The organism is Polynucleobacter sp. MG-27-Goln-C1 (assembly GCF_018881905.1).
In the GTDB taxonomy this organism is placed as follows: Bacteria; Pseudomonadota; Gammaproteobacteria; order Burkholderiales; family Burkholderiaceae; genus Polynucleobacter.
In genome coordinates this window covers 72,169-94,267 of the sequence record NZ_JACVPM010000002.1, presented here as the reverse complement: position 1 = coordinate 94,267, position 22,099 = coordinate 72,169, and the positions used below count along the sequence as shown (strand labels likewise).

Annotated in this window: 21 protein-coding genes; all 21 read left to right on the top strand. The window is 42.8% G+C overall.

Going from position 1 to position 22,099, the window contains the following annotated elements:
- Nucleotides 1-35: 35 nt before the first annotated feature.
- The 21 genes from ICN14_RS04550 to ICN14_RS04450 all read left to right on the top strand — a co-directional run bounded on the left by ICN14_RS04550 (nt 36) and on the right by ICN14_RS04450 (nt 22,013).
- Entirely contained in the window at nt 36-848 is an 813-nt protein-coding gene (locus tag ICN14_RS04550; RefSeq protein ID WP_216225231.1) for a hypothetical protein, read from the top strand.
- Between the two features lie 57 nt (nt 849-905).
- The gene (locus ICN14_RS04545; protein ID WP_216225229.1) at nt 906-1,406 is read left to right on the top strand and encodes a hypothetical protein; all 501 of its coding nucleotides are present in this window, start codon (nt 906-908) and stop codon (nt 1,404-1,406) included.
- A 91-nt stretch (nt 1,407-1,497) separates the two neighbouring features.
- Complete coding sequence (locus ICN14_RS04540; protein WP_216225226.1) at nt 1,498-2,124, top strand: paraquat-inducible protein A; 627 nt, start codon at nt 1,498-1,500, stop codon at nt 2,122-2,124.
- On the top strand, nt 2,121-2,771 hold the full coding sequence (locus tag ICN14_RS04535; RefSeq protein ID WP_216225224.1) for a paraquat-inducible protein A: 651 nt from the start codon (nt 2,121-2,123) through the stop codon (nt 2,769-2,771). Before ICN14_RS04540 ends, ICN14_RS04535 begins: the two co-directional genes overlap by 4 nt.
- Nucleotides 2,764-4,383: an intermembrane transport protein PqiB gene (locus ICN14_RS04530; RefSeq protein WP_216225223.1), complete on the top strand. Its 1,620-nt coding sequence runs from the start codon at nt 2,764-2,766 to the stop codon at nt 4,381-4,383. Before ICN14_RS04535 ends, ICN14_RS04530 begins: the two co-directional genes overlap by 8 nt.
- Entirely contained in the window at nt 4,380-4,994 is a 615-nt protein-coding gene (locus tag ICN14_RS04525) for a membrane integrity-associated transporter subunit PqiC (protein ID WP_216225221.1), read from the top strand. The genes ICN14_RS04530 and ICN14_RS04525 overlap by 4 nt, the downstream gene beginning before the upstream one ends.
- A 152-nt stretch (nt 4,995-5,146) precedes the next feature.
- Nucleotides 5,147-6,985, top strand: a complete 1,839-nt coding sequence (locus ICN14_RS04520; protein ID WP_216225219.1) for a 7TM-DISM domain-containing protein — start codon at nt 5,147-5,149, stop codon at nt 6,983-6,985.
- Nucleotides 6,970-7,659, top strand: a complete 690-nt coding sequence (locus tag ICN14_RS04515; protein ID WP_216225217.1) for a response regulator transcription factor — start codon at nt 6,970-6,972, stop codon at nt 7,657-7,659. Before ICN14_RS04520 ends, ICN14_RS04515 begins: the two co-directional genes overlap by 16 nt.
- 176 nt (nt 7,660-7,835) lie before the next feature.
- On the top strand, nt 7,836-8,939 hold the full coding sequence (locus ICN14_RS04510) for a linear amide C-N hydrolase (RefSeq protein WP_216225215.1): 1,104 nt from the start codon (nt 7,836-7,838) through the stop codon (nt 8,937-8,939).
- Between the two features lie 223 nt (nt 8,940-9,162).
- Nucleotides 9,163-10,266, top strand: a complete 1,104-nt coding sequence (locus tag ICN14_RS04505) for a linear amide C-N hydrolase (protein ID WP_216225213.1) — start codon at nt 9,163-9,165, stop codon at nt 10,264-10,266.
- Nucleotides 10,267-10,517: 251 nt separating this feature from the next.
- Nucleotides 10,518-12,224, top strand: a complete 1,707-nt coding sequence (locus tag ICN14_RS04500; protein ID WP_216225210.1) for an amidohydrolase — start codon at nt 10,518-10,520, stop codon at nt 12,222-12,224.
- 145 nt (nt 12,225-12,369) lie between these two features.
- Complete coding sequence (locus ICN14_RS04495; RefSeq protein ID WP_216225207.1) at nt 12,370-13,674, top strand: lipase family protein; 1,305 nt, start codon at nt 12,370-12,372, stop codon at nt 13,672-13,674.
- 151 nt (nt 13,675-13,825) lie between these two features.
- Nucleotides 13,826-14,365, top strand: coding sequence for an OmpA family protein (locus tag ICN14_RS04490; protein ID WP_216179849.1), 540 nt, complete (start codon nt 13,826-13,828; stop codon nt 14,363-14,365).
- 26 nt (nt 14,366-14,391) lie between these two features.
- The gene (locus ICN14_RS04485; protein WP_216225205.1) at nt 14,392-14,790 is read left to right on the top strand and encodes a hypothetical protein; all 399 of its coding nucleotides are present in this window, start codon (nt 14,392-14,394) and stop codon (nt 14,788-14,790) included.
- 93 nt (nt 14,791-14,883) lie between these two features.
- Nucleotides 14,884-16,347, top strand: coding sequence for a patatin-like phospholipase family protein (locus ICN14_RS04480; RefSeq protein ID WP_216225202.1), 1,464 nt, complete (start codon nt 14,884-14,886; stop codon nt 16,345-16,347).
- 13 nt (nt 16,348-16,360) lie between these two features.
- Nucleotides 16,361-17,164, top strand: coding sequence for a hypothetical protein (locus ICN14_RS04475; RefSeq protein ID WP_255535968.1), 804 nt, complete (start codon nt 16,361-16,363; stop codon nt 17,162-17,164).
- Nucleotides 17,164-19,002, top strand: a complete 1,839-nt coding sequence (locus ICN14_RS04470; protein WP_216225200.1) for a 7TM-DISM domain-containing protein — start codon at nt 17,164-17,166, stop codon at nt 19,000-19,002. The genes ICN14_RS04475 and ICN14_RS04470 overlap by 1 nt, the downstream gene beginning before the upstream one ends.
- Nucleotides 18,987-19,670 (top strand): response regulator transcription factor, encoded by a 684-nt coding sequence (locus tag ICN14_RS04465; RefSeq protein WP_216225199.1) that lies wholly within the window; start codon nt 18,987-18,989, stop codon nt 19,668-19,670. The genes ICN14_RS04470 and ICN14_RS04465 overlap by 16 nt, the downstream gene beginning before the upstream one ends.
- Nucleotides 19,671-19,790: 120 nt before the next feature.
- The gene (locus ICN14_RS04460; RefSeq protein ID WP_216225197.1) at nt 19,791-20,270 is read left to right on the top strand and encodes a hypothetical protein; all 480 of its coding nucleotides are present in this window, start codon (nt 19,791-19,793) and stop codon (nt 20,268-20,270) included.
- 36 nt (nt 20,271-20,306) lie between these two features.
- Entirely contained in the window at nt 20,307-21,116 is an 810-nt protein-coding gene (locus ICN14_RS04455; RefSeq protein WP_216225196.1) for a hypothetical protein, read from the top strand.
- 18 nt (nt 21,117-21,134) lie between these two features.
- On the top strand, nt 21,135-22,013 hold the full coding sequence (locus ICN14_RS04450; RefSeq protein WP_216225193.1) for a hypothetical protein: 879 nt from the start codon (nt 21,135-21,137) through the stop codon (nt 22,011-22,013).
- The last annotated feature ends 86 nt before the right edge of the window (nt 22,014-22,099 follow it).

Here is a 22,099-nt window from a genome sequence, read left to right as displayed (position 1 = left end):
GATGAAGCACCTCCAGAAAATAAGATATTAGTTACATGAATTTTTTGACCAGCACTCTCAAGTTCAGTGTTTTTTTAGCGCTCTTAGGGTTGGCTGGTTTTGCTATATCGCAAACATCCAGTAGCACGATGAGCGAAGAGGCCAAAGCCGGACAAAAAATGCAGAACCCGCTATATCCTCAGATACAGCTGCCGATAACATATAACTACAACCCTAAATTGGGTTTGAATAATGGCTCCCAGCAAACTGAGATAGGATTTAATCCCATCATTCCTGTCGATATTAATAGTGATTTGCAGTTGATAGTCAATCCTATGCTGACCTACAACCATAACGCGAATGATCAGCAGGTCACCAACCAAAATCAACCAATACAGTTAGCTACTTTTTTTGCGCCAAGGTATGCAAATAAGTGGTACTACGGAATTGGCCCTTATATACAGACGCCAGCTAGTAATACCAATAATGGCACTAGACAAACTGGGCTTGGGGTTTCGGCTGGTGCATTCTTTACCCCTGATAACTGGGTTATCGGTGCTGCTATGTTTAACTCCTGGGGTATTGGCAATAACATTTCTGGTGGTACTGCTAATATTTTGAATGTGCAGCCAACGATTTCATTTACAACGGATCATGCGTGGACTTACAACCTCTCTAGCCAACTCATATACAACTACGACTCCAAAGCAGCAACTAATCAACTGACTCTTAGTGGTGGTAAAACATTCAAAGTGATGGGTTATCACATTCAGTGGCAAGTCGGTCCAACCTATATGGTCACAAGCAATCCTTATAGCCCTAAGGGGGCTGGGGCTTACGCAGGTTTAACTGTATTGCTACCAAAGTAATGAAGTGCAATTTAATATTTATAAAATGTACATATCGATAAAAATGGGTAACTCATTATGAATTGGTTAGACCACATCACTTCGCTATCAAACCCATTTGAGCTGGCGTCTTTCTATCTAAGTCATGCATTTGGAGAGAAATTTCAACTCGTATTGCTTGATGTCATTATTATTTTGACAATCCATGGGATTTACATACTGGTACTAACGCGCTGGTTCAAGAGATTTGTTATTGATTCAAGGTTGCATAATAGTTGGCAAGCAAGCTTTTTTTCCTATCTGTTGGCAATTGTGCTTGTTGTGATTGCCCACTTTGACGATATCTTTATTTTGACTTGGGTTCTAGATTCTTTAAAAATATTCCCTGACCCTACTACTACGCTTTATTACGTGAGCGGAATGTACACCACTATCGGCTCTAATAACCAGCCCGGGGAAGAGTTGCAAAGTTTATCGATCATCATCGCTTTTGCGGGCTTATTTTCCTTTGCTATCTCAGGGGCTGGGCTTTACACCATGCTCAGCTTTTTTCTTGCCGCTCCAAAAGATCATAAATAAAACCCTGTATCCTTATCAAATCCCATAAATATATTAGGCGCAAGTCTTATATAGGGCGGCGAGATTCTTTTTATGGCTGGGTATAGGTAGCATGAAATTAGATGAGCTAGTAGTCTGCGAGCAATGCGACTTATTGCAGCGACAAGCGTTATTGGAGCCGGGTGGCACCGCCATGTGCGGCAGATGCGGCAATGTATTGTTTCGCTCACAACCTAGAGGCTTGGAGCGTAGCCTCGTTTTTTCTTTGACATCTGCAGCTTTGTTCCTGATTTCAAATTCTTTCCCTATTGTCTCTATTAGCTCACAAGGCCTCACTAACTCAACAACCCTATTGGATGCAGCCGAGAGGTTGGTAAGTGATGGCATACCTAGCATTGCATTTTTAGTATTTATCACGACATTCTTGATGCCTGCCTTGGAAATTACAGCGTTAATTTATTTGCTGTTGCCTGTAAAGTTAGGACGTCTTCCCCCTCACTTAAACTTGGCATTCAGGTTGATTTATTTAGTCAAGCCCTGGGCGATGGTAGAGGTATTCATGATGGGCTTATTGGTAACGATTACTAAGCTCAATGCTTTTGCTTCAGTCACACCAGATATTGCCTTGGCTTCATTTGTCTTGCTAATGATCTCAGTAACCGCCGCAGCTGCTAACTTTGATCCCCATACTTTCTGGAGACGGGTTGATGAGCTTAAGCAAGTGGAGGGGGCATCATGAGCTCGGCAGCCTCTCAAAATCTTGTGGGCTGTGAAGCCTGCGGTCTGGTTCAGCAAGAATCACCTAATTCAGGAAAATTGCACTGTACCCGCTGTGGCACTGGCTTGCATTTTCGCAAGCCCAATAGCATTAGTAGAACTTGGGCATTGGTGATTGCGGCCTATGTTTTGATTATTCCTGCTAACTTAATGCCCGTAATGGCTACGGGCTCGCTATTTGGCACTGAAAAAGACACTATTTTTGGCGGGGTCGTTTTTTTATGGACTTCCGATTCGCAGATACTGGCAATCATCCTATTTTGCGCAAGTATTGTTATCCCCTTTGCCAAGCTCTTTTCATTAACCTTCCTCCTGATATCCGTCCAGCGTCATTCACGCTGGAACCCGAGATTCCGTGCACGCCTGTACCGTATGGTGGAGGCAATTGGCCGTTGGTCCATGATTGACGTCTATGTGGCCACTATGCTGACGGCTCTCGTACAATTTGGTAACTTAATGACTATTCGTGCTGGTGCTGGTGCCATCGCATTTGCTACAGTAGTGGTGATCACTATTTTTGCTGCAAAAAGCTTTGATCCTCGGCTCATTTGGGATGCTGCGGATCTTCCAGAGAAAAATAATCAATTAGCTGAGGATTTACATGTCTGATATGTCTCAAGGCCCCAAGCTTTCTGATCTTCCATCTGCGCTAGCGAGGGCTAAGCGACGCTGGGCACCGCAGATAATCTGGATTATTCCGATCATAGCTATTTTGGTGGGTCTTGGACTCGCATATAAAGCGGTAGTCGATCATGGCCCCACGATTACCGTTGCTTTTAAATCTGGCGATGGATTGATAGCCGGAAAAACCTTTGTGAAGTACAAAGAGGTCAATATTGGTTTAGTGAAGACAGTAGTCTTGTCTGAAGATCATCAGCAGGTCATAGCTACCATTAAGCTCGATAAAGATGCAGCGGATTTTGCAAGAGATGACACGCGTTTTTGGATTGTGAGGCCACGCATCACCGCTAGTGGGGTTTCGGGATTAAGCACCTTACTTGATGGACCTTTTATTGCCGCCGATTTGGGTAAATCAGCCTCAAAGGGTGATCACTTTGTGGCGCTTGAAGTCCCGCCAATCTTAACGGATGGCAATCCCGGGCGTGAGTTCATATTAAGAGCACCGACTTTGGGGTCTCATGGTATCGGTACACCAGTGTATTTCCGTCGACTCAATGTTGGTCAAGTGGTGGCTTACGATCTTGATAAGGATGGCAAAAATATTTCTATTAGAGTATTTATCGACGCGCCTTATGATCAATATGTAACTAACAATACGCGCTTTTGGAATGCCAGCGGCATTGATGTGAGCATCGGCGCTACAGGCATTCAATTGCAAACAGAGTCCTTAGTTGCAGTTGTAGCTGGCGGCATTGCATTTGAGGCTCCGCATAGCACTGAGGACCATACTGATCGAATCACCAATCATCCGGGTCAGGCGGATGTGACTGATTCTTCACGCACAACCTCCACCCTTACTGAACGCGCAAAAGAGGATGCGGCATTTACGCTATTCCAGACTCGCGTACTGGCCATGAAGCAGCCTGATACGCGTATTCAGCGCTTTGTGTTGAACTTTAAGGAATCTGTGCGCGGCTTATCTGTGGGTGCCCCAGTAGAGTTTAGGGGGGTCAATGTCGGTGAGGTGGTCAGCATTAATACTGCTATGGACCCGCAGACTTATGAAGTAATTCAGCCTGTCGAAATCTTCTTATATCCTGATCGACTCAAAATACGCTCACTGAAAACTGGGGGAATATTGCCGCCTCCTGTGAATGAAGTGGAGCGATTGAAGGCATTGATTAAAAAAGGCTTTCGCGCACAAATGCGGACTGCTAGTTACTTAACCGGTCAGCAGTACATCGCCATAGACTTTTTCACGGATGCTCCAAAATATACTTTTAATGCTTCCCTGTATCCACCTGAATTACCAGTGGTTCCAAGCGCCCTTGAGGATGCTGAAAAGACGGTGGCTAATGTTCTTAAAAATTCCGATCGCTTGATGAAGAAGCTTGATACAGAATTGGTCCCTGAGTTGAATAAAACTCTGAAGAATTTGAATGCTGTAACTGCGAGTGATTCACCATTGCAAACGGATATGCGAGATTCATTAAGAGAAATTGCAAAAGCAGCTAGCTCAATGAAAACACTCACAGACATGCTGGATCAACAACCGCAATCCTTGATATTTGGTAAGCCTGCAGAGGCGGTGAAAAAATGAGGATCCTTTTAACGGCCGCATTGCTGATGCTCGTATTGAATGGATGTAGCTCGCCTAAAACGACTTTCTACACACTCCACGCAGAACCTATACCTCAAGCACTAGCAGGGGCTAAAAATACGCGAGTGATGGTTGGGCCGGTTTCATTGCCTGAGATGATCGATCAGCCGCAAATGGTCATCCTAGGTAGCGACAATCAGGTTCAAGTATATGAATACGATCGTTGGGCTGGTTCACTCAAAAGTGAAATTGGGCGCGTGATTGCCTCAAATCTAGCTAAGGATATCGGCACTTCCAATGTTTGGAATTTCGCACAAAGCACCCAAACCAATTTTGATTACCAAGTGCTAGTGGATGTGCAAAATCTTCAGAGCAAACAAGGCGATAGCGTTGTAGTTGATGTGCTCTGGACTATCAAGCCAGCCTTAGCTAAAAACCAATCTGCCGAAAAGGCTCCAAGTCAAAATGCGGCACCAAAGTCAGCAAACTTAATGGGTCGCTCATTAGTGCGTGAGCCAGTTACTGGTACTGGGGTAGATGCTCTGGTAAGTGCGCAGACCCGGGCATTTGTTAAGGTGAGCCAGGAAATCGCACGTTCGGTTCCGAATTAGTCGAGCTCTTTCTGGCCCTAAAGGGTATTGCAAAGGCTGCTGCTTAATCATTGCATAGCTCTTACGAGCTTTGTGGTCACAGGTAAATATGCTTTGTGGGGTAGCCTGAGGCCAGTATGATTGACTCACTTTAAGAAATTGCCTTTACTTTAATGCTGAAGACTTTAGTCAAATCCCTCTTTTTAGTTATTGCTCTCTTCATTGGCTGCGCCAGTGCAAGTGAAGGCTATCTCTTGGGTCAGGCCTACTTTGAAGATAAGACTAATTCGCTTACCTTCGAAGAGGTAAAGAAAGAAAAATTTACCTCTTACGAGGGATGGTTGGCAAAAGGCTATCAGCCATCTACCTATTGGATTAGGTTGGATATTCGTCCTTCGGATAAAGATTTAGTTCTCAGAATACGACCAGTCTTTATAGAGTACATTCAACTTTTTGATTCATCTGCCCTGGAAGCCAACAGAGTTACAGGGGCTAAGCACGAGGTATCAGATTCAGAGATACAGACGCTCAATCACAACTTTAATTTGGGGTCGAATGAGCATGAGCGTCAAATCTATTTAAAGGTCAAATCAGTCCGCACCTATTTGCTGGGCTTTGAGGTGATGCCGGCCTCAGAATTTTTCAGTGCTGAGTACACCAGTAGCCTGATTTATGCGGCCTACATTATTTTTATATTTTTGCTTGCCTTGTGGCTATTCGGGGTTTGGCTTGGTAACCGTGAGCTCGTGCTGGGAATGTTTGTTATCCAGCAATTCGCCTCATTTCTCCATGCGTTTTTCTTGTATGGCTATGCAAGGCTCTTATTAGGCCGCTTCATCGATCAATCTGTCATTAATTACATGACCTTTGTATTGGTGGTGACTTACTCGTTTACTGCGGTTGTGGCAACCAAATTTCTCTTTAGTGAGTATTCTTTAAAGCGTTTCTATAGATACTTGTTTAATGGTGTGATTTGTATTTCAATGCTGATTATTGCCTTGTTATTAGCAGGTAACACCGGCACCGCTCTAAAAATCAATGCAACTTTCATCATCCTAATGGGGATATTGTTTTGGGTAACCTCTTTTTTTGGCACCAGTAGTTCTGGCTCACAAAAAAATATTTATCTCCCTATCAACATTCTGCGACTCTATTACACATTCAATTTAGCAATGTGGGCAATTGTGATTCTGCCCTTACTTGGATTTACTCAGTCTAATGATTTGGCGATTCATTACAACTTAGTCTACGGCGTTTTGAGCGGTCTCTTTTTCTGCCTGATACTTCAGTACCGCGCTAAATCTATTTTAAAAAATGAACTTGTTAAATCTGCCGCCCTTAAAAAAGAATTTGAAAATGAAAGGCTCAGGCGTGAAGAGCAGGGCAAGTTAATGTCAATGCTCACCCATGAAATCAAAACACCTTTGTCAGTTTTAAAGCTCGTCATAGATCAGCAGGTTGTCGGGTCTGATTTTGAGGAATATGCAAATAGGGCAGTGACTAATATTGACTCTATTATCAATAAATGTATTCAGCTTGATAGGCTTGATTTAAATGTAATTCAAATTCACAAGACAAAGTTTAATTTTTCAGATTTATTGAAATCAAACATTTCTGATACTCGACTAGAAAATAGATTCTCAATATTGCAGCAGACAGATATTGATATCGAATCTGACTTGCAGGTTCTGAGCATTGTCGTTTCCAATCTTTTGGGTAATGCTATTAAATATTCCGCTCCAGAGACCAATATAGTTATTGATACGGAAATTCTGGACAGCAACTTACCAAGATGCCTTCAATTTAGTGTTCAGAACGTGATCGGCAACATGGGTGCGCCTGATCCAGAGCTCGCGTTTGAGAAGTATTACCGAGGTCCTTCTGCCACTATGGTTAGCGGTTCGGGATTGGGCTTATTTCTTGCGAGAGAGTTAACGCATGTCTTGGGTGGTGAGGTAAAGTTCAGCATCAAGGATAATTTAATTACATTCACAGTATGGATTCCAATCTAAAAATTGCTATTGTTGAAGACAATGCTGACTTAAGAGCCCTGTTGATAAGAGGTTTATCGAGCGCCGGTTACTTTGTTAAAGGGGCGGAATCATCCGAGCAGTTAGAGGAAATATTCTCTTTGGATAGCTTTAACGTTTTAATTGCCGACGTAAACCTGCCAGGTGAGAGCGGTTTTGATATCGCGGCTCGCTACAAAAGACAGAATGCCTACCTCACCGTTGTGATGCTGACAGCTAGGGCATCAGAAGAGGATAAGGTAATTGGTTACGAGTCTGGAGCAGACATCTACCTGACAAAACCAGTTTCCAATACTGAATTACTAGCAGTGATTGGGAGTGTTTCAAGGCGTGTCAATGCGCAAAGTGTTCTACCGGACATATTGCTTAATCTCAAAAGTCTAACCCTCACAGGGCCACTAAAAACCGTTGACATAAGCAAACTAGAGGCATTAATGATTAAGGCCTTGAGTGAGTCCCCATCATTTAATTTGCCCTATTTCAGGCTATTAGAGATTTGTAACGATGATCTTGATGAAGCTGCTAAAGGCGGTCTAGAAGTTCGAATCACCAGACTACGTAAAAAATTTGTTGAGGCCGGTGTTGAAAAGTCTATCCGCGCTTTGCGTGGAAATGGCTATCAGCTTCTTGTGGACGTTCAGATCGTATTGCAATAATTTGTAATGATTTGAAATCTTTTGAAATATTTTCAGAGTATTTTTATTTACCCTAAGTAAGCCACTCTCTCGCTTGAGTGCCATTCCTTATTTCATGCCCATGAAATTTTTTGTAAGTAATTAAAAATAATTTTTGTTAGATTGCAATCTCCATTACAAATCACTTTGGAGATCCAATGAAGATGAAATTATTTAAAGCTATCAGCGTTGTGCTGATTGCTACTTTTTCTGTGGCGCCGGCAATCAGCTACGCGTGTACTAGTTTTATTTTAAAAAATAAAGATGGTAGTTATGTCTATGCGCGAACAATCGAGTATGGGTATGTAATACCGATGAAAGTGGCTCTCACACCAAGAAGTCATCAATTCAAAGGAACTGGACCCGATGGCGTAGCTGGTTCTGGCTTAGCTTGGAATGGCAAGTATGCCTTTATGGGTCTGCGTGCATACGATATGGATATTATCGGCGATGGTATGAACGAGAAGGGTTTAACAGGTAGCATGCAGAATTTACCTGTTGCAGCTTTATATCAAAATCCAACCGGAAATGATGCAAAAAATAGTATCGCTTCATATCAAGTAATTGCTTATGTTTTGAGTAATTTTGCAAATACAGACGAGATTAAGGCAGGCTTGTCGAAGATATTTGTCAACAACTCAAAGTTCACGCAGTGGGGAAATGATGTAGTTAGACAGCACTATTCATTTCATGATGTGAACGGCAAGAGTATTGTGGTTGAGTACGTTAAAGGCCAAATGAATATTTACGATAACCCAATTGGAGCTCTGGCCAATGAGCCTCCATTTGATTGGCAGATGATGAATCTAGAAAATTATTTGAATCTATCTCCTGTCGAGATTGGAACCAAAGTAATTGATGGTGTTCCCTTGAAACCAAGAAGTGCTGGAAGTGGTTTACATGGACTGCCTGGTGACTTCATGAGTCAAAGTCGTTTCTTGAGAGCCGTACAGTTCTCACAGGCTGCAGATGAGTACTCCCCAAATGTTGATAAAGTAAAGATGGCTTGGCATCTCATCAATATGTTTGATATTCCTCCTGGATCAGTATTGGGAAGTGCTACGCCTGATGCAAAAGGAAGTTATGGCTCAGACTATACGCAATACACTACTGTTGCCGATCCCAAGAAGCTCACTTACTACGCAAGATACTTTGGTGGAAGTGATATCTTTGCATTTAATATGAATGACTATGACCTAAATGCCAAAGAAGTAAGGCAATGGGATAACGAAAGCACTTCTTCCTATAAAAAGATGAAGTAATTTGTCCTGATTCTTGGACTTAAGATTTAACAAGAAAAGCCACCCTTTGGGGTGGTTTTTCTATTTGGGGTCTATAAAAAGCCGATTTTGATGCTTAAACCCTAGAATTAGTCTAAAACACCCCCAATTCATCTGGTTTTCACGGGTATGAAATGTTTTGTAAGAAATCTCCAGCTGCTTTTGTTAAATTTCGCAGCTAATTACAACTCTATTTGGAGACTCCATGAAGATTAGGCTATCTAAGGTCATTAGCACATTGCTGATCGCTACATTTGCCATTACACCTGCAATAAGCAACGCTTGCACTAGTTTTACATTAAAAACTAAAGATGGTAGCTATGTTTATGGCAGAACCGTTGAGTTTGCAGAGTATTTGCCGATGAAAATGGCTTTGTATCCAAGAGCCCATCAATACAAAGGAACTGGTACCGACGGTGTATGGGGTTCTGGCAAGCATTGGACGGGTAAGTATGCCTTCGCAGGTCTGAATGCATACGACAAAGAACTTATCATTGACGGCATTAATGAAAAAGGTTTGGCTGGTGGCATGCAGTATTTACCAGTTTCATCTGCTTATCAAAACCCAACAGGCGCAGATGTTAAAAACAGCATTGCTTCATTTGAAGTCGTCAATTATGTTTTAAGTAATTTTGATAATGTAGAAGACATTAAAAAGGGGCTACCAAAGATTTTTGTTAGCAATGTTGAGTTTGGCACTTGGAAAATGATTGCGAAAATGCACTATAGCTTCCACGATATGACAGGTAAGAGCATAGTCATTGAGTACGTTAAAGGTAATCTCAATATTTACGACAATCCAACCGGAGCAATGGCAAACGAGCCTCCGTTTGATTGGCAGTTGATGAATCTTGAAAATTATTTGAATTTATCTCCCATTGATATTGCATCTAAAACAATTGGTGGCGTTAAATTCGCTCCTAGAGGTGCTGGCAGTGGTATGCATGGATTGCCAGGCGACTTTTTACCATCAAGCCGTTTTTTAAGAGCTGCTTTTTATACACAAAACGCCGACCAATATGCTGCAGACTTACCAAGAGTGGAGCTTGCATGGCATTTTTTGAATATGTTTGATATTCCTCCTGGTTCAAGCGTTGCTAATGGTGGCAAGCCTGATGCGAAGGGTAAATATTTTTATGACTACACTCAGCAATCCGTTGTGGCTGATCCTAAAAATCTTGAATACTATGCGAGATTCTTCGGTGGCTATGACATCGTGAAATTCAAGATGAAAGACCACGATTGGAATGCTAAAGAAGTCAAAATGTGGGAAGTCAAGCAAACTACTACCTACAAATCAATTCCGTAATTGATTGCCGTTTTAGAGTGAAAGTGCTCTTCAAGAAAAGCCATCCTTCGGGGTGGCTTTTTGTTGGCAAAGAAATGTTCGTTTATCCAATAAGTAGACAGCAGTCTCCACGCACTTCATATTGCAATACACCCAAGATATAGGGTTTCAAAAGGAGCTCCTTATAAATGAAAAGGTGTGTAAGTTTTTGAAAGCTTTCATTAACCCTAGTTGATATATTTCTAAGTTGCCTAAATATCGAAGGGTTAAATATGAAATTTGCACCAAAACTACTTTCCGCATTGTTGATGGCTCAATGCGCAGTGACTTTTGCCAAAGGCAATGCAGACACCATTTTTTATGGTGGACCAATTGTTACTGTAAACGCCAAGAATGAAGAAGTTCAAGCGCTTGCAGTGCAAAACGGCAAAATCGTTGCTGTTGGATCTAAGGACGCTGTTACTAAAGAATGGCAAGCTGATAACACCAAGGTAGTGGATCTCAAAGGTCAAACTTTGATGCCGGGCTTTGTTGAGCCTCATGTTCACGTCATTCTTACGACGGTGTTTGAGCGTACGTATTTGAACTTGACCAATTTCGATTTGCCTTATGACACGGTTGATAGCATCACTGCCAAGCTGAAGGCAAACTTAAAAAATGTTCCAAAAGGAGGGTGGTTAGCTGCTTTTGGTACTGATCCATCCCGCACTTCGCCTTTTATGGCCGAACTTACTGCTGATGATTTAGATAAAGTCTCCACGGAAGTTCCAATCTTTGTTGTGAATCAATCTGCCCACCTTGCTTATGCAAACCATAAGGCTTTGGAATTAGCTGGTATTACGGACAGCACACCGAATCCTCCGGGCGGTGGCTCTTATGTGAGAGATGCCAAAGGCAAGTTAACCGGGAAGATGATGGAGGCGCCAGCCTTTTACCCTGTGTTCGCCAAGATTCCAGTGCCTACTCAGCCTAAGCTCATAGAGGCAGTTCAAGCTACGATGAATTCGATGGCCTCCAAAGGTGTTACGTCTGTTGCTGATCTTGGGGTTGGTGGTAACTTTGGCGTAGAAAAAGAAGTAGCCATCTATAGGGATATTTTTGGAAGAAATGCCTCACCAATTCGTTTGCGTGGCTATTTATATGGCACGCAAATGCCAGCAGGATTTAACGCAATTAAACCCAATGAAGGCGATGATTATTTGCGCTTCATTGGCATTAAATATGTTTCAGATGGATCTGTTCAGGGCTTAACAGGCGCAGTAAACGAGCCATACCTTTACCCTAAGGGTGGCAAGTCAAAAGGAACTCTCAACTTTAAAGATGATGAGCTTTACAACTTAATCAAGCCTTACTATGACCAAGGCTGGCAGATTGCCATTCACTCTAATGGCGATAGAGCGATTGACCAAACCCTCAAGAACTATGAGAAGTTATTGTCAGGCGGTGGCAACTCAAAAGATCGACGTTTGCGTATTGAGCATTACACTGTGAGCAACCCAGCACAAATTAAGAAGACGGTTAAGTTAGGTGTAGTACCGAGCTTTACGATTGGCCACGTAGATTATTGGGGTGCCGCATTTAATAATGAAATCCTCGGTCCAGACCGCGCTAAGCACATTGATTCTGCTGGAGATTTTAAACGTGCAGGTGGAAGATTTACATTGAATAGTGATGCTCCAGTATCTAACGTTAGCCCTTTAAATTACATCTCCGAAGAAGTGACACGCTTATGGCAGTTACCACCACAAAAAGTACTGGGTCCTGATCAGGCTGTTTCTGTTGATGATGCAATCCGTGCGGTAACAATTGATCCTGCATATAGCATGTTCACAGATAAGCTTGTCGGTAGCTTAGAAGTAGGCAAGCAGGCTGACTTGGTAGTTCTTGCTAAGAACCCACGCACAACGCCTCCTGCTGAAATTCGTAATATCAAAGTAATGGGTACTTATATTGATGGCAAGCCTGTTGCCTTGAAATAATCTTTTAATTGATCCAAGATTAAGACCGCCTTCTGGCGGTTTTTTCTTTATTCATCTAAAGCATTTGAATTACTCATATGTGATTTGTGAGTCCATATGGGTTTGGTGTTTAATATAACTTTTATAGCCAAATTTCCCTTAGACCATGAAAACAATTTCTATCCTTTCAGTTTTGGCGCTCGGTACAGTCTTGAGTATTCTTTCCCCGGTTGTATATGCAGATCCACCAATGCCACCTTTTTATGCCTCTGTCATGAAAATGGCCCCCGAAGGTAAGTTGGGGCAGGTGATCAAGAAAGAAAAAATAGAGACTTCTATTAAGGGTGCACAGGCTTGGAAGATTGCCTATATCTCATCTGATGTGGCGGGACGCAAAACGATTGCTACAGGAACCATCATTGCTCCAGTTGGTTCAGCTCCAAAAGAGGGTAGGCCTATTCTGGCTTGGGCTCATGGCACAACGGGATCAGCGCAAAATTGTGGGCCATCGCAAATCATTGATCCAACAGCGGCTTTAAATGAATATTTCTTGATGGGCGGCAACTCTTGGACTGATTACGGCATTCCGAATGGTCAAGAGTTTATTAATCAAGGCTATGTTGTTGTTGCTACCGACTACCAAGGTTTAGGTGGTGGTGGCAAGCATCAATATGCCGTGGCACAAACAAACGGTAGAGATGTAATTAACTCTGCAAGGGCAGCTAGCTCTATGCAAGAAGTGGGGGCCGGCAAGAAGACCCTAGTGTACGGTTGGTCGCAGGGTGGTGGAGCTACTATTGCCGCTGCGAGCCTTCCTGAGTACCATGCTCTTCAAGGCACTGCTGCCGATAACCTACAGTACCTTGGATTTGTTGCCTTAGCACCTGAAGATGTTGCAGCCATGCTTCCAAATGTACCTACTGATGAAGCTGGTGCAACCAAGCTCATGAATGGATTTACTCAGGCAAATGTCCCAAATGTATTTTTATTTGCACACTATATGATGGGGCTTTGGGGTACTCAAGCGGCATTCCCTAGTTTGCAGTTGACTGATGTATTGACCGATGACGGCGTAAAGGTTATCAATCAGCTAGCAAGCAATAAATGTATGCATGTACTGGCTGATACCTTTAGTTATGCCTATGGAGATAGCTATAAATCTCTTTTAAAGCCAGAACCCAGTAATTCTTTAGCGTGGGTGAAGGCATTCGTTGATGGTAGCGTGAAGCCTGTTAAGCCAGTAGCGCCGGTTGTAATTTACTGGGGCACCAAAGACACTGCAGTTCCTCCAGTCATGCATGAGCTGTATCAAAAGCAAATGTGTGCCATGGGTGCGAACGTAGGAAGAAACCAGTTGCCTGGAGAGCAAACTCACTTTACAACCCCTGGCGTTTCAGCGCCTATGTATCTTGAGTGGGTGAAGGATCGAGTGGCTGGTAAGCCATTGGCTAATGGCTGTCCTCAAAACTAGTAGGGTGTTGTTATGAATGGTGGACCCTGAAAATACCCCTTTATTGACTGTTTTTTTGGGTTTTGTAGGCTTTTGTAAGGTTTAAGTACGCCTTTGGGCTATATTAAGTAAGCATCTAAGTAACCATTTTTAAAGATTCTGGAGAAAATACATGAGCTTTATGAAACAAGGATTTATCGCGTTTTCCATCGCAGCACTTGCATTGTTGAGTGCCTGTGTAAGTCAAAATAAATACAACCAGTTGGACCAGGCGTACACCCAGCTTCAACAGGCTTATCAGGGTGACGAAGTTGAGATTCGTCAACTCCAGGGTGAATTGCGCATTACTATTCGCGACAAGATTTTATTCCCAGAGGGTGGTTACCGTTTGAATGCAAAAGCTGATCAAGTGCTGGCAAAAATGGCGCCAACACTTTCTGGTTTCCAAAATACTAAAGTAGTTGTTCGTGGTTACACAGACAATCTTTCAATTGGACCTGAATTGCGCAACCAAGGGATTACAACCAATCTCGATTTATCTTCTAAGCGTGCAGATAACGTAGTTGATTACCTGATTCGCAAAGGTGTAAGTCAAAGTTTAATTTCTGCACAAGGCATGGGTGAGTCCAATCCTGTAGCTTCTAACGCAACCCCAGATGGTCGCGCACAAAACCGTCGTATTGAAGTTACCTTGGTTGGACCAGGTAATTAATTCACAGCACAAGTAAAGGATAAAGAATGAAATATTTAATAAAAATTTGTGCGCTAGCAGTTGTAGCACTGTCATTAGCTGCATGCTCCGGTACGCCTGATGTGAAAACATCTTCAGCGGATTTTGTAAAAGTTACTAATGGAATTTTGACAAGCAGTTATGGCAAAACCGTTTATACCTTTGATAAAGATCAGGCTGGTTCTGGTAAATCAGAGTGCGTATCTACGTGTGCAGATAATTGGCCTCCAGTTTATGTAGAGCCAGGTATTATGCTTTCCGGAAATTTTTCTTCGATTACTCGAAACGATGGTCAGAAGCAATTGACCTACAAGGGCAAGCCACTCTATTTCTTCGTAAAGGATAAGAATCCTGGAGATAAGACTGGTGATAACGTCAATAATGTATGGCACGTTGTAACGCCATAATTTATTGCTAATGCAATGAATCGGAAGCCACCTACGGGTGGTTTCTTTGCATTTTTAAATGTCGATTAATCGCAATTAGATTGAAATAATTTCTTGAAGTTACTAAACGCCACCCCTAACAAGGCAAGATCTGCGCTCCTACTGCTGGTAAGCGCATTTTTACTTTTAGGTGCGGTGGGATGCGCCAACAGGCCAATCAATCCAGCCATAGATAAGATTGAGTTGCAAAAGGGCTATCGTTTCTTAAATCTAGATAGATTTGAAAATGGAAAAATGCCAGAGACTTTGGTGGTCTTGGCTTTTTCTGGTGGCGGCACAAGAGCGGCTGCATTTTCTTATGGCGTACTTGAGGCGCTTCGCGATATCGAGCTGGTTGAATCAAACGGTCGAAAAGTGCGCGCGATCGATCAGGTCAATTTCATCACTGGTGTATCAGGTGGTAGCTTTACCGCACTTGCCTATGGATTACACGGTGAAAAGCTATTTGATTTCTACGATGCCGATTTTTTAAAGCGTGATGTGCAGGGGGAGTTAATAAGTAGAGCAGTCAATCCTGTAAATTGGACCAACTTGGCCTCAACAGGTTGGGGGCGTTCTGAATTAGCTGCCGAACTCTATGATGAGATTTTGTTTCATGGTGCTACCTATGGCGATTTACCAAAGCGCAACTCTCCCTTTGTTTTAGCCTCAGGTACCGATATTTCCTCCGGCGCTGGCTTTGCTTTTGATCAAGATTTTTTTGACTACCTTTGCTCAGATGTTTATGGCGTGCCTTTGGCGCGTGCAGCTGCATCTTCTTCTGCTGTACCTTTTATTCTATCGCCGGTAACCTATAACAATTACGCTGGCCAGTGTAAATTTATTGAGCCTGATTATCTTCATTACTTTGGAAGTTCAGCCAATGCGCCAAGGCCGGCCGCGCGTTTAATTAAATCAATGCAAGATTTAAAGGCCTATCATGACCAAAAAGATAATCCCTATATACATGTAGTAGATGGTGGCCTTGCAGATAATCTAGCAATGCGTGAGTTGCTGGAATTTTTAGAGGGACTCGAGGCCATGCAACTCGCAGGCTTATCAACACCATTTGATGGCGTAAAGAGAATTATTGTCGTGGTAGTCAACTCTCTTTCTTCCCCTGAAACCTCTTGGAATAGATCGGTGAATGGCCCAGGCAGTATTGATTTGCTTATTAAGGCTACGGGCGTTCCGATTGATCACTATTCTTATGAAGAGGTTGAGACCCTGAAGGATACTCAGGCCCGCTGGAATGGCATGCGAAAATTACGTAAATCTAAATTGTTTACTAGCAACAAAGACCCTGTATTAGCCAAAATTGTAAATACGCCTGATATTGATTTATATGCCGTTAATGTCGCATTTAATATGCTGGATGACAAAGCAGAGTATGAATACCTCAATAGCTTGCCAACTTCGTTTTCATTACCGCCTGAGGCCGTAGATCGCTTAAGAGCCGCTGCTAAAAAAATTATCCTCAGCTCTCCAGAAGTTCAAAAGATCATGAAGGATGACAACATGAGAATCGTCAAACAGTAACTAGCCCCTAGTAATGAAATATTTTTTATCACTCCTCCTTTGCTTATTTATCTCGGCAGCACATGCCGAAGATTTATTAGTGCCCGTTTCAAAATTTGACAATGATTCTCAGCAGCTCTCAGATAGTAAGGTACTGGAAGTTTGGGCGTATCACAATTACAACGGTGATGACAATTATCAAAATACGCTTAGGCTGCGCTATTACAACCCTTTAGCGCTTGGTGAATGGCGTGGGCGTATTCGCTTGGATACCGCTTATTCTTCTAATTTCAATTCAATATCATCTGCCAATAATTCAGGGCAGTACAGCGCTGGTCAAACCATGGTCACCATCTGGGGGCAAGACAATGGTTTATTAAAGTCCCTAGGTGCATTAGTTGGTGGGCGCGTGATTTTCCCATTTGGTAATAATGGGCAGTGGGCAGTGGGGCCTCAGTTGGGATGGTCATTCCAGCCAGAAATCGACACCCTCTTGCATGTAACCGATTTCTCGCCATTAATTCGCTATATGTATGGCTTTGATACGAAAAACAATAGCATGACTGCTAATCCTAGCCAGCCGGCCTTGTTAAGGAGTTTGCAGTTATTCCCTACAATTGGTTTTCAGTTAACGCCAGATACTATGTTGCGGTTTTGGGATGAGAATGGGATGGTCTATAACTCCGCTGGAGGAGGGTGGTTTGTGCCAATTGATGCCATGGTGACTCATCGGCTTTCAAAGCACTGGGTAGTTGCAGTAGGAGCTAGTAAGCAGCTTGTGCAAACTTATCGTCAATATGACTGGTCCAGTTACGCGAAAATTTCTTTCAACTTTTAATGCTTAAAGCACTTCTTTCGTTAGTTGCAATAGCACTCATTTCCTTTGTTAGTCAGGTCAGGGCAGATGAGGACTACATTCTTCAGCAAGCCTTTTTTGAAGACAAGACCAATGCACTCAGTCTTGATCAGATCCGAAACGAAAAATTTACTTCCTATACAGGGTGGCTTGCCAAAGGTTATAGCGCCTCTACGTATTGGATTAAATTAAGCATTCGTCCCTCGGATCAAGATTTAGTTTTACGTATACGCCCAACCTTCGCTGAAACGATTCAGCTTTTTGACCCTCAAGGCGCCGTCTCAAAAAGAGTTACTGGTGCTAAGCATCCCTGGAAAGAATCTGACATTCAATCCTATAACCATAATTTCAAGTTGGGGTCCTTGCAACAAGAGCGGGAAATTTTCTTGAGTGTTAAGTCTAATAGAAGTTATTTGCTTTCATTTGACGTGATGCCAGCAGCGGAATACTTGGGCGGTGATCACATTGATGGCTTGCTCTACATCGGCTACATTGTTTTTACATTCACTTTAGCGCTGGGCCTTCTTGGCGCTTGGCTTACGAATCGTGAATTGGTTCTTGGTGTTTTTACGATTCAACAGTTCTTTGCGTTTTTTCATACCTTCTTTGTAGTTGGGTATGCACGTATTTTTCTGGATCGATATATTGATGTTTCTACGATCAATTATTTAGCCTATGTAGTGGTGGTGAGCTATCCCTTCATTGCAATTTTGGCTAATAAATTATTGTTTGAGGAGTATGGGCTTAAGCGTACCTACCGTTTTATATTCAATGGCTTATCTATCGCCTCCCTGCTTGTGATTTCTTTGCTGCTTCTTGGGTATACCAATGAATCATTGAAATTCAATGCAAATTTAGTCATGGCAACAATATGCGTATTCTGTTTAACGGCATGGTTCGGAACTTTTGATAGCAACAATCAGAAAAATATCAATCTGCCAGTGAATATTTTACGAATTTACTATTCCTTGAATCTATTGATGTGGTCGGTTTCGGTATTGCCCTTACTTGGCATAGTGGAGGGTAAAGAATTAACGCTCCACTCATACCTTCTCTATAACGTCTTTAGTGCACTTATTTTCTTCTTGTTATTACAGTACCGTGCCAGGGCGATCTTGAAGAATGAGACTCTGAAATCAGAAGCTCTTAAAAAAGAAGCTGAATATGAAAAATTTCGGCGAGAAGAGCAGGGCAAGCTGATGGCTATGTTGACCCATGAAATCAGAACTCCTTTATCTGTTCTTAAGTTAGTTGTGGATCGTAAGGTAACGGGTTCAGATCTCGAGGAATTTGCCAATAGGGCTGTTAGCAATATTGATTCCATTATTGACAAGTGCATCCAGCTTGATCAACTTGATTTAAATGCTTTATCGATTAATAAAACCCCCTTTAATTTTTCAGAACTCTTGTTGTCTGTGACATCAGACACGCAATTAGAGGGGCGATTTGTAATTCTGGGTGAAGATCATATTGATATCAGATCTGATCGAGATATTATGCGTATCATTGTTTCTAACTTAGTTATTAATGCTACGAAATATTCAGCGCCGGATAGCAAAATTCAGATCAGCAGCAGTATTGACGGCATTGAAGATAATTTCCGCCTGAAATTCAGTATTCAAAATGAGATCGGCCCTATCGGCGCCCCAGACCCAAGCTTGGTGTTTGATAAATATTACAGGGGTCCTGCGGCCGCCAAGATTAGTGGATCTGGCCTGGGATTATTTCTTGTGCGAGAGTTAACCTATGCTTTGGCTGGTGATATAAAGTGCCATATCAATCAAGACTCAATTACATTTACGGTATGGATCCCAATTTAAAAATAGCTATTGTTGAGGACAATGACGATCTCAGGTCGATCTTGATCCAAGATATATCGATTGCAGGTTACTTTGTCCAAGGCGCGGATTCAGCTAAGCAATTAGATGAATTATTTGCAGCCGATATCTTTGATATCTTGATTGCTGATGTCAATTTGCCGGGCGAGGATGGTTTTAGTATTGCCGCGCGTTATAAAAAGTATCACCCTCATCTTGCGATTGTGATGCTGACTGCCCGTACTGCAGTTGAGGATAAGGTTGGTGGCTATGAGGCTGGCGCTGATTTGTATCTGACTAAGCCAGTGTCTAATTTCGAGTTATTGGCTGCTATTGGCAGCATTGCTAGGCGAGTTAGCACTCAAAAGCCGAAGCCAGAAATTGTCCTCAATCTCAAAAATATGACTTTGACTGCCGCTAAAACGGTTGATCTTAATCGGCAGGAAGTTTTGATTGTTAAGGCCCTAAGTGAGTCATCCTCCTCAAATTTGCCTTATTACCAGCTATTGGAGATTTGTAGCGAACCTGTGGATGAAACCTCTAAAGCCACTTTAGAGGTCAGAATTGCAAGGTTGCGCAAGAAATTCGTGGAGGCAGGGGTGGATAAGTCGCTTCGGGCTCTCCGGGGCGACGGATATCAGCTTTTGGTGGATATTCATATAGTCTTGTAGGGATTGGTAAGGATTGGAATGATTTTGCAGGTTTTCCTAATAAATTTTGTATATATTTCAGTCATATAAATCATTCAGGTCTAAAATCACTAGGTTTTGATTTTTGACTTTCCGGACCCCATGTCGCCTACCTCAAGCATTGATCTTGCTTTCTATAATTCAGTCCCTCAGACTGCATTTGGCATTTTCATGATTGGGCTGGTATTGACCATTGACGGCTTTGCTTTCGCGGCGATTGTTTCCTTTTTTAGAAGTACCGTAGGGAGCCACCCCATACCTTCTAAATTACGCTCTACCTTTTTCTTTGTTGTCTGCACTCAATTGCTTGCGCTTGCTCAATTAGGGGCCGTATGTATCTGGGCTCTCTCGTTGCAGCTAATTGGAATTGTGCCTAACTGGTTTAATGCACTTCATTTAAGTGCGAGTAGCTATACAACCTTGGGAGATTTTCCTGCTGCAATGGCGGAAGGCTGGCATTTGATTCCTGTCTTCATTGCATTTTCAGGTCTTTTTTCATTTGCCTGGGCCGCTTCATCAACCATGTCTATGGTCAGCTCCTTGAATAGCTACTTAGACACCACAAGAAATACAAATCTTTAATTAACCTCTCTTCAACCTAACTACAACAGTCCTTTTATGAATAAGAAAATCCTACTAGCCATTCTTTCGGCTTCAGCATTGTTTGCTTCTGCTGGTACTACCCACGCTCAAGAAGCTTTTTCACCAATTCCTCAAGTTACAGATGAGTGGCGTTTTTCAGTCTCTCCATACGGCTGGATTCCACAGGTAAACACCACTGTTAGTGCTGGTGGCGCTGGATCTAAAAATGCCGACATCTCGATGAATAATCTACTTAGCAATCTCAAGTCAGGTGCGATGATTGCGGGTGAAGCGCATTACGGTAAATGGGGCGTGTTGGCTGACTTTGCTACTGCTACCTTGCAAAAATCAGGTAGCTTTAATTTCAAAGGCGATCCGGCATATAGAGCTGGTGATAAATCAACTCTCCAAGCATCATTGTTTAACTTGATGGGTTCTTACACTGTATTCAATAACCAAGATGCCTATGTGGATGCTTTGCTTGGTGTGCGTTGGGTCGGTTTGACAACTTCATATGATGTGGCGCTGCAGGCTGATCCTTCTGTGCGAGAAAATGTCTCATCGGCTATGCATGCGACTTATGGTGTTGTCGGCTTTAACAGCCGTTACCGCATCCTGGGTTCTAATTGGTACGTTCCTCTTTATGCCGATATTGGTACTGCTGGCGGTCCAAATCATCAAACTTGGCAGGCATCAACCGGTGTAGGCGTTGCGCTCAGCAAAATGGTAGACCTATCCTTGACCTATCGCGCTATTGGCTTTGAGATCAAGAGCGGCAACAACGATTCAACATTGCTCAAGGGTATCTTCCATGGCCCGCAGGTGATGGCAACCTTTAACTTCTAATTTTTTAATTACAACCCCATGAAAAACATTATTAAAAGTATAGTAATAGCCTCTGCTGCTGTGACTTTTGCATCTTCTGCTTTCGCCCAAGAAATTCCTGCGCGTGCTGGCACTGTTGCCGTTGAGAATTCAGGAGTATTGACTCCTCCTAAGCCAGCGGTAGATAGCGTAGATATCGCTAAAAAATTAGCAAACCCAATCGCTGATATGATCTCCGTACCGTTTCAGTATGAGTTCAGTCGCGGCCTTGGTAAAAATCAAGGCGGCTCAGAGCAAACCCTGTTATTCCAACCGGTAGCCCCTTTTAACTTGGGTGGAGGCGATACATTTATTGTCCGTCCAATCGTCGCTGGTGTGAGAGAGACTAGTGTTCAGGCTGCTAATGGACAAGCGTTCTCGGGTTACGGTATTGCCAGCGTGACTCTGGAATCTTTCTATGCTCCTAATACCAACTCCTCATGGATTTGGGGTATTGGCCCTTATGCGCAATCACCATCCGGTAACAGTGGAAAATTCGGCTCGCAGCAAACTGGTGCCGGTGTGACTGCGGTAGTGCTCAATCGTGATGGCCCTTGGACCTATGGCGCTTTGGCTTACCAGTCCTGGAATGTGGGCGGTAATCCCACGTATGGCACGCAGAATAATTTGTATGGACAGCCTTTTGTTGCGTACACCACCAAAACTGCGTGGACTTACACGGCCAATATGGAAGCCTCTTATAACTATGATGCGCATCGTACGACTAATCCACTTTACGCGGGAGTTTCTAAGTTATTTGTAGTTGATGGTGTCCCATTCTCGATTGGCGGTGGTCCAATCTATTACGTCAGCAATACTCCTGGTGGTCCATCGGGTTGGGGTGCAAGAGCTACAGCAACTCTGGTTATTTTGAAGTAATTGCAATGACTAGGGTTTAGTACCCTATTGCGTAGACCAGTAGCTTAAAAGAACCCTCGTCAGAGATGATGAGGGTTTTTCTTTGA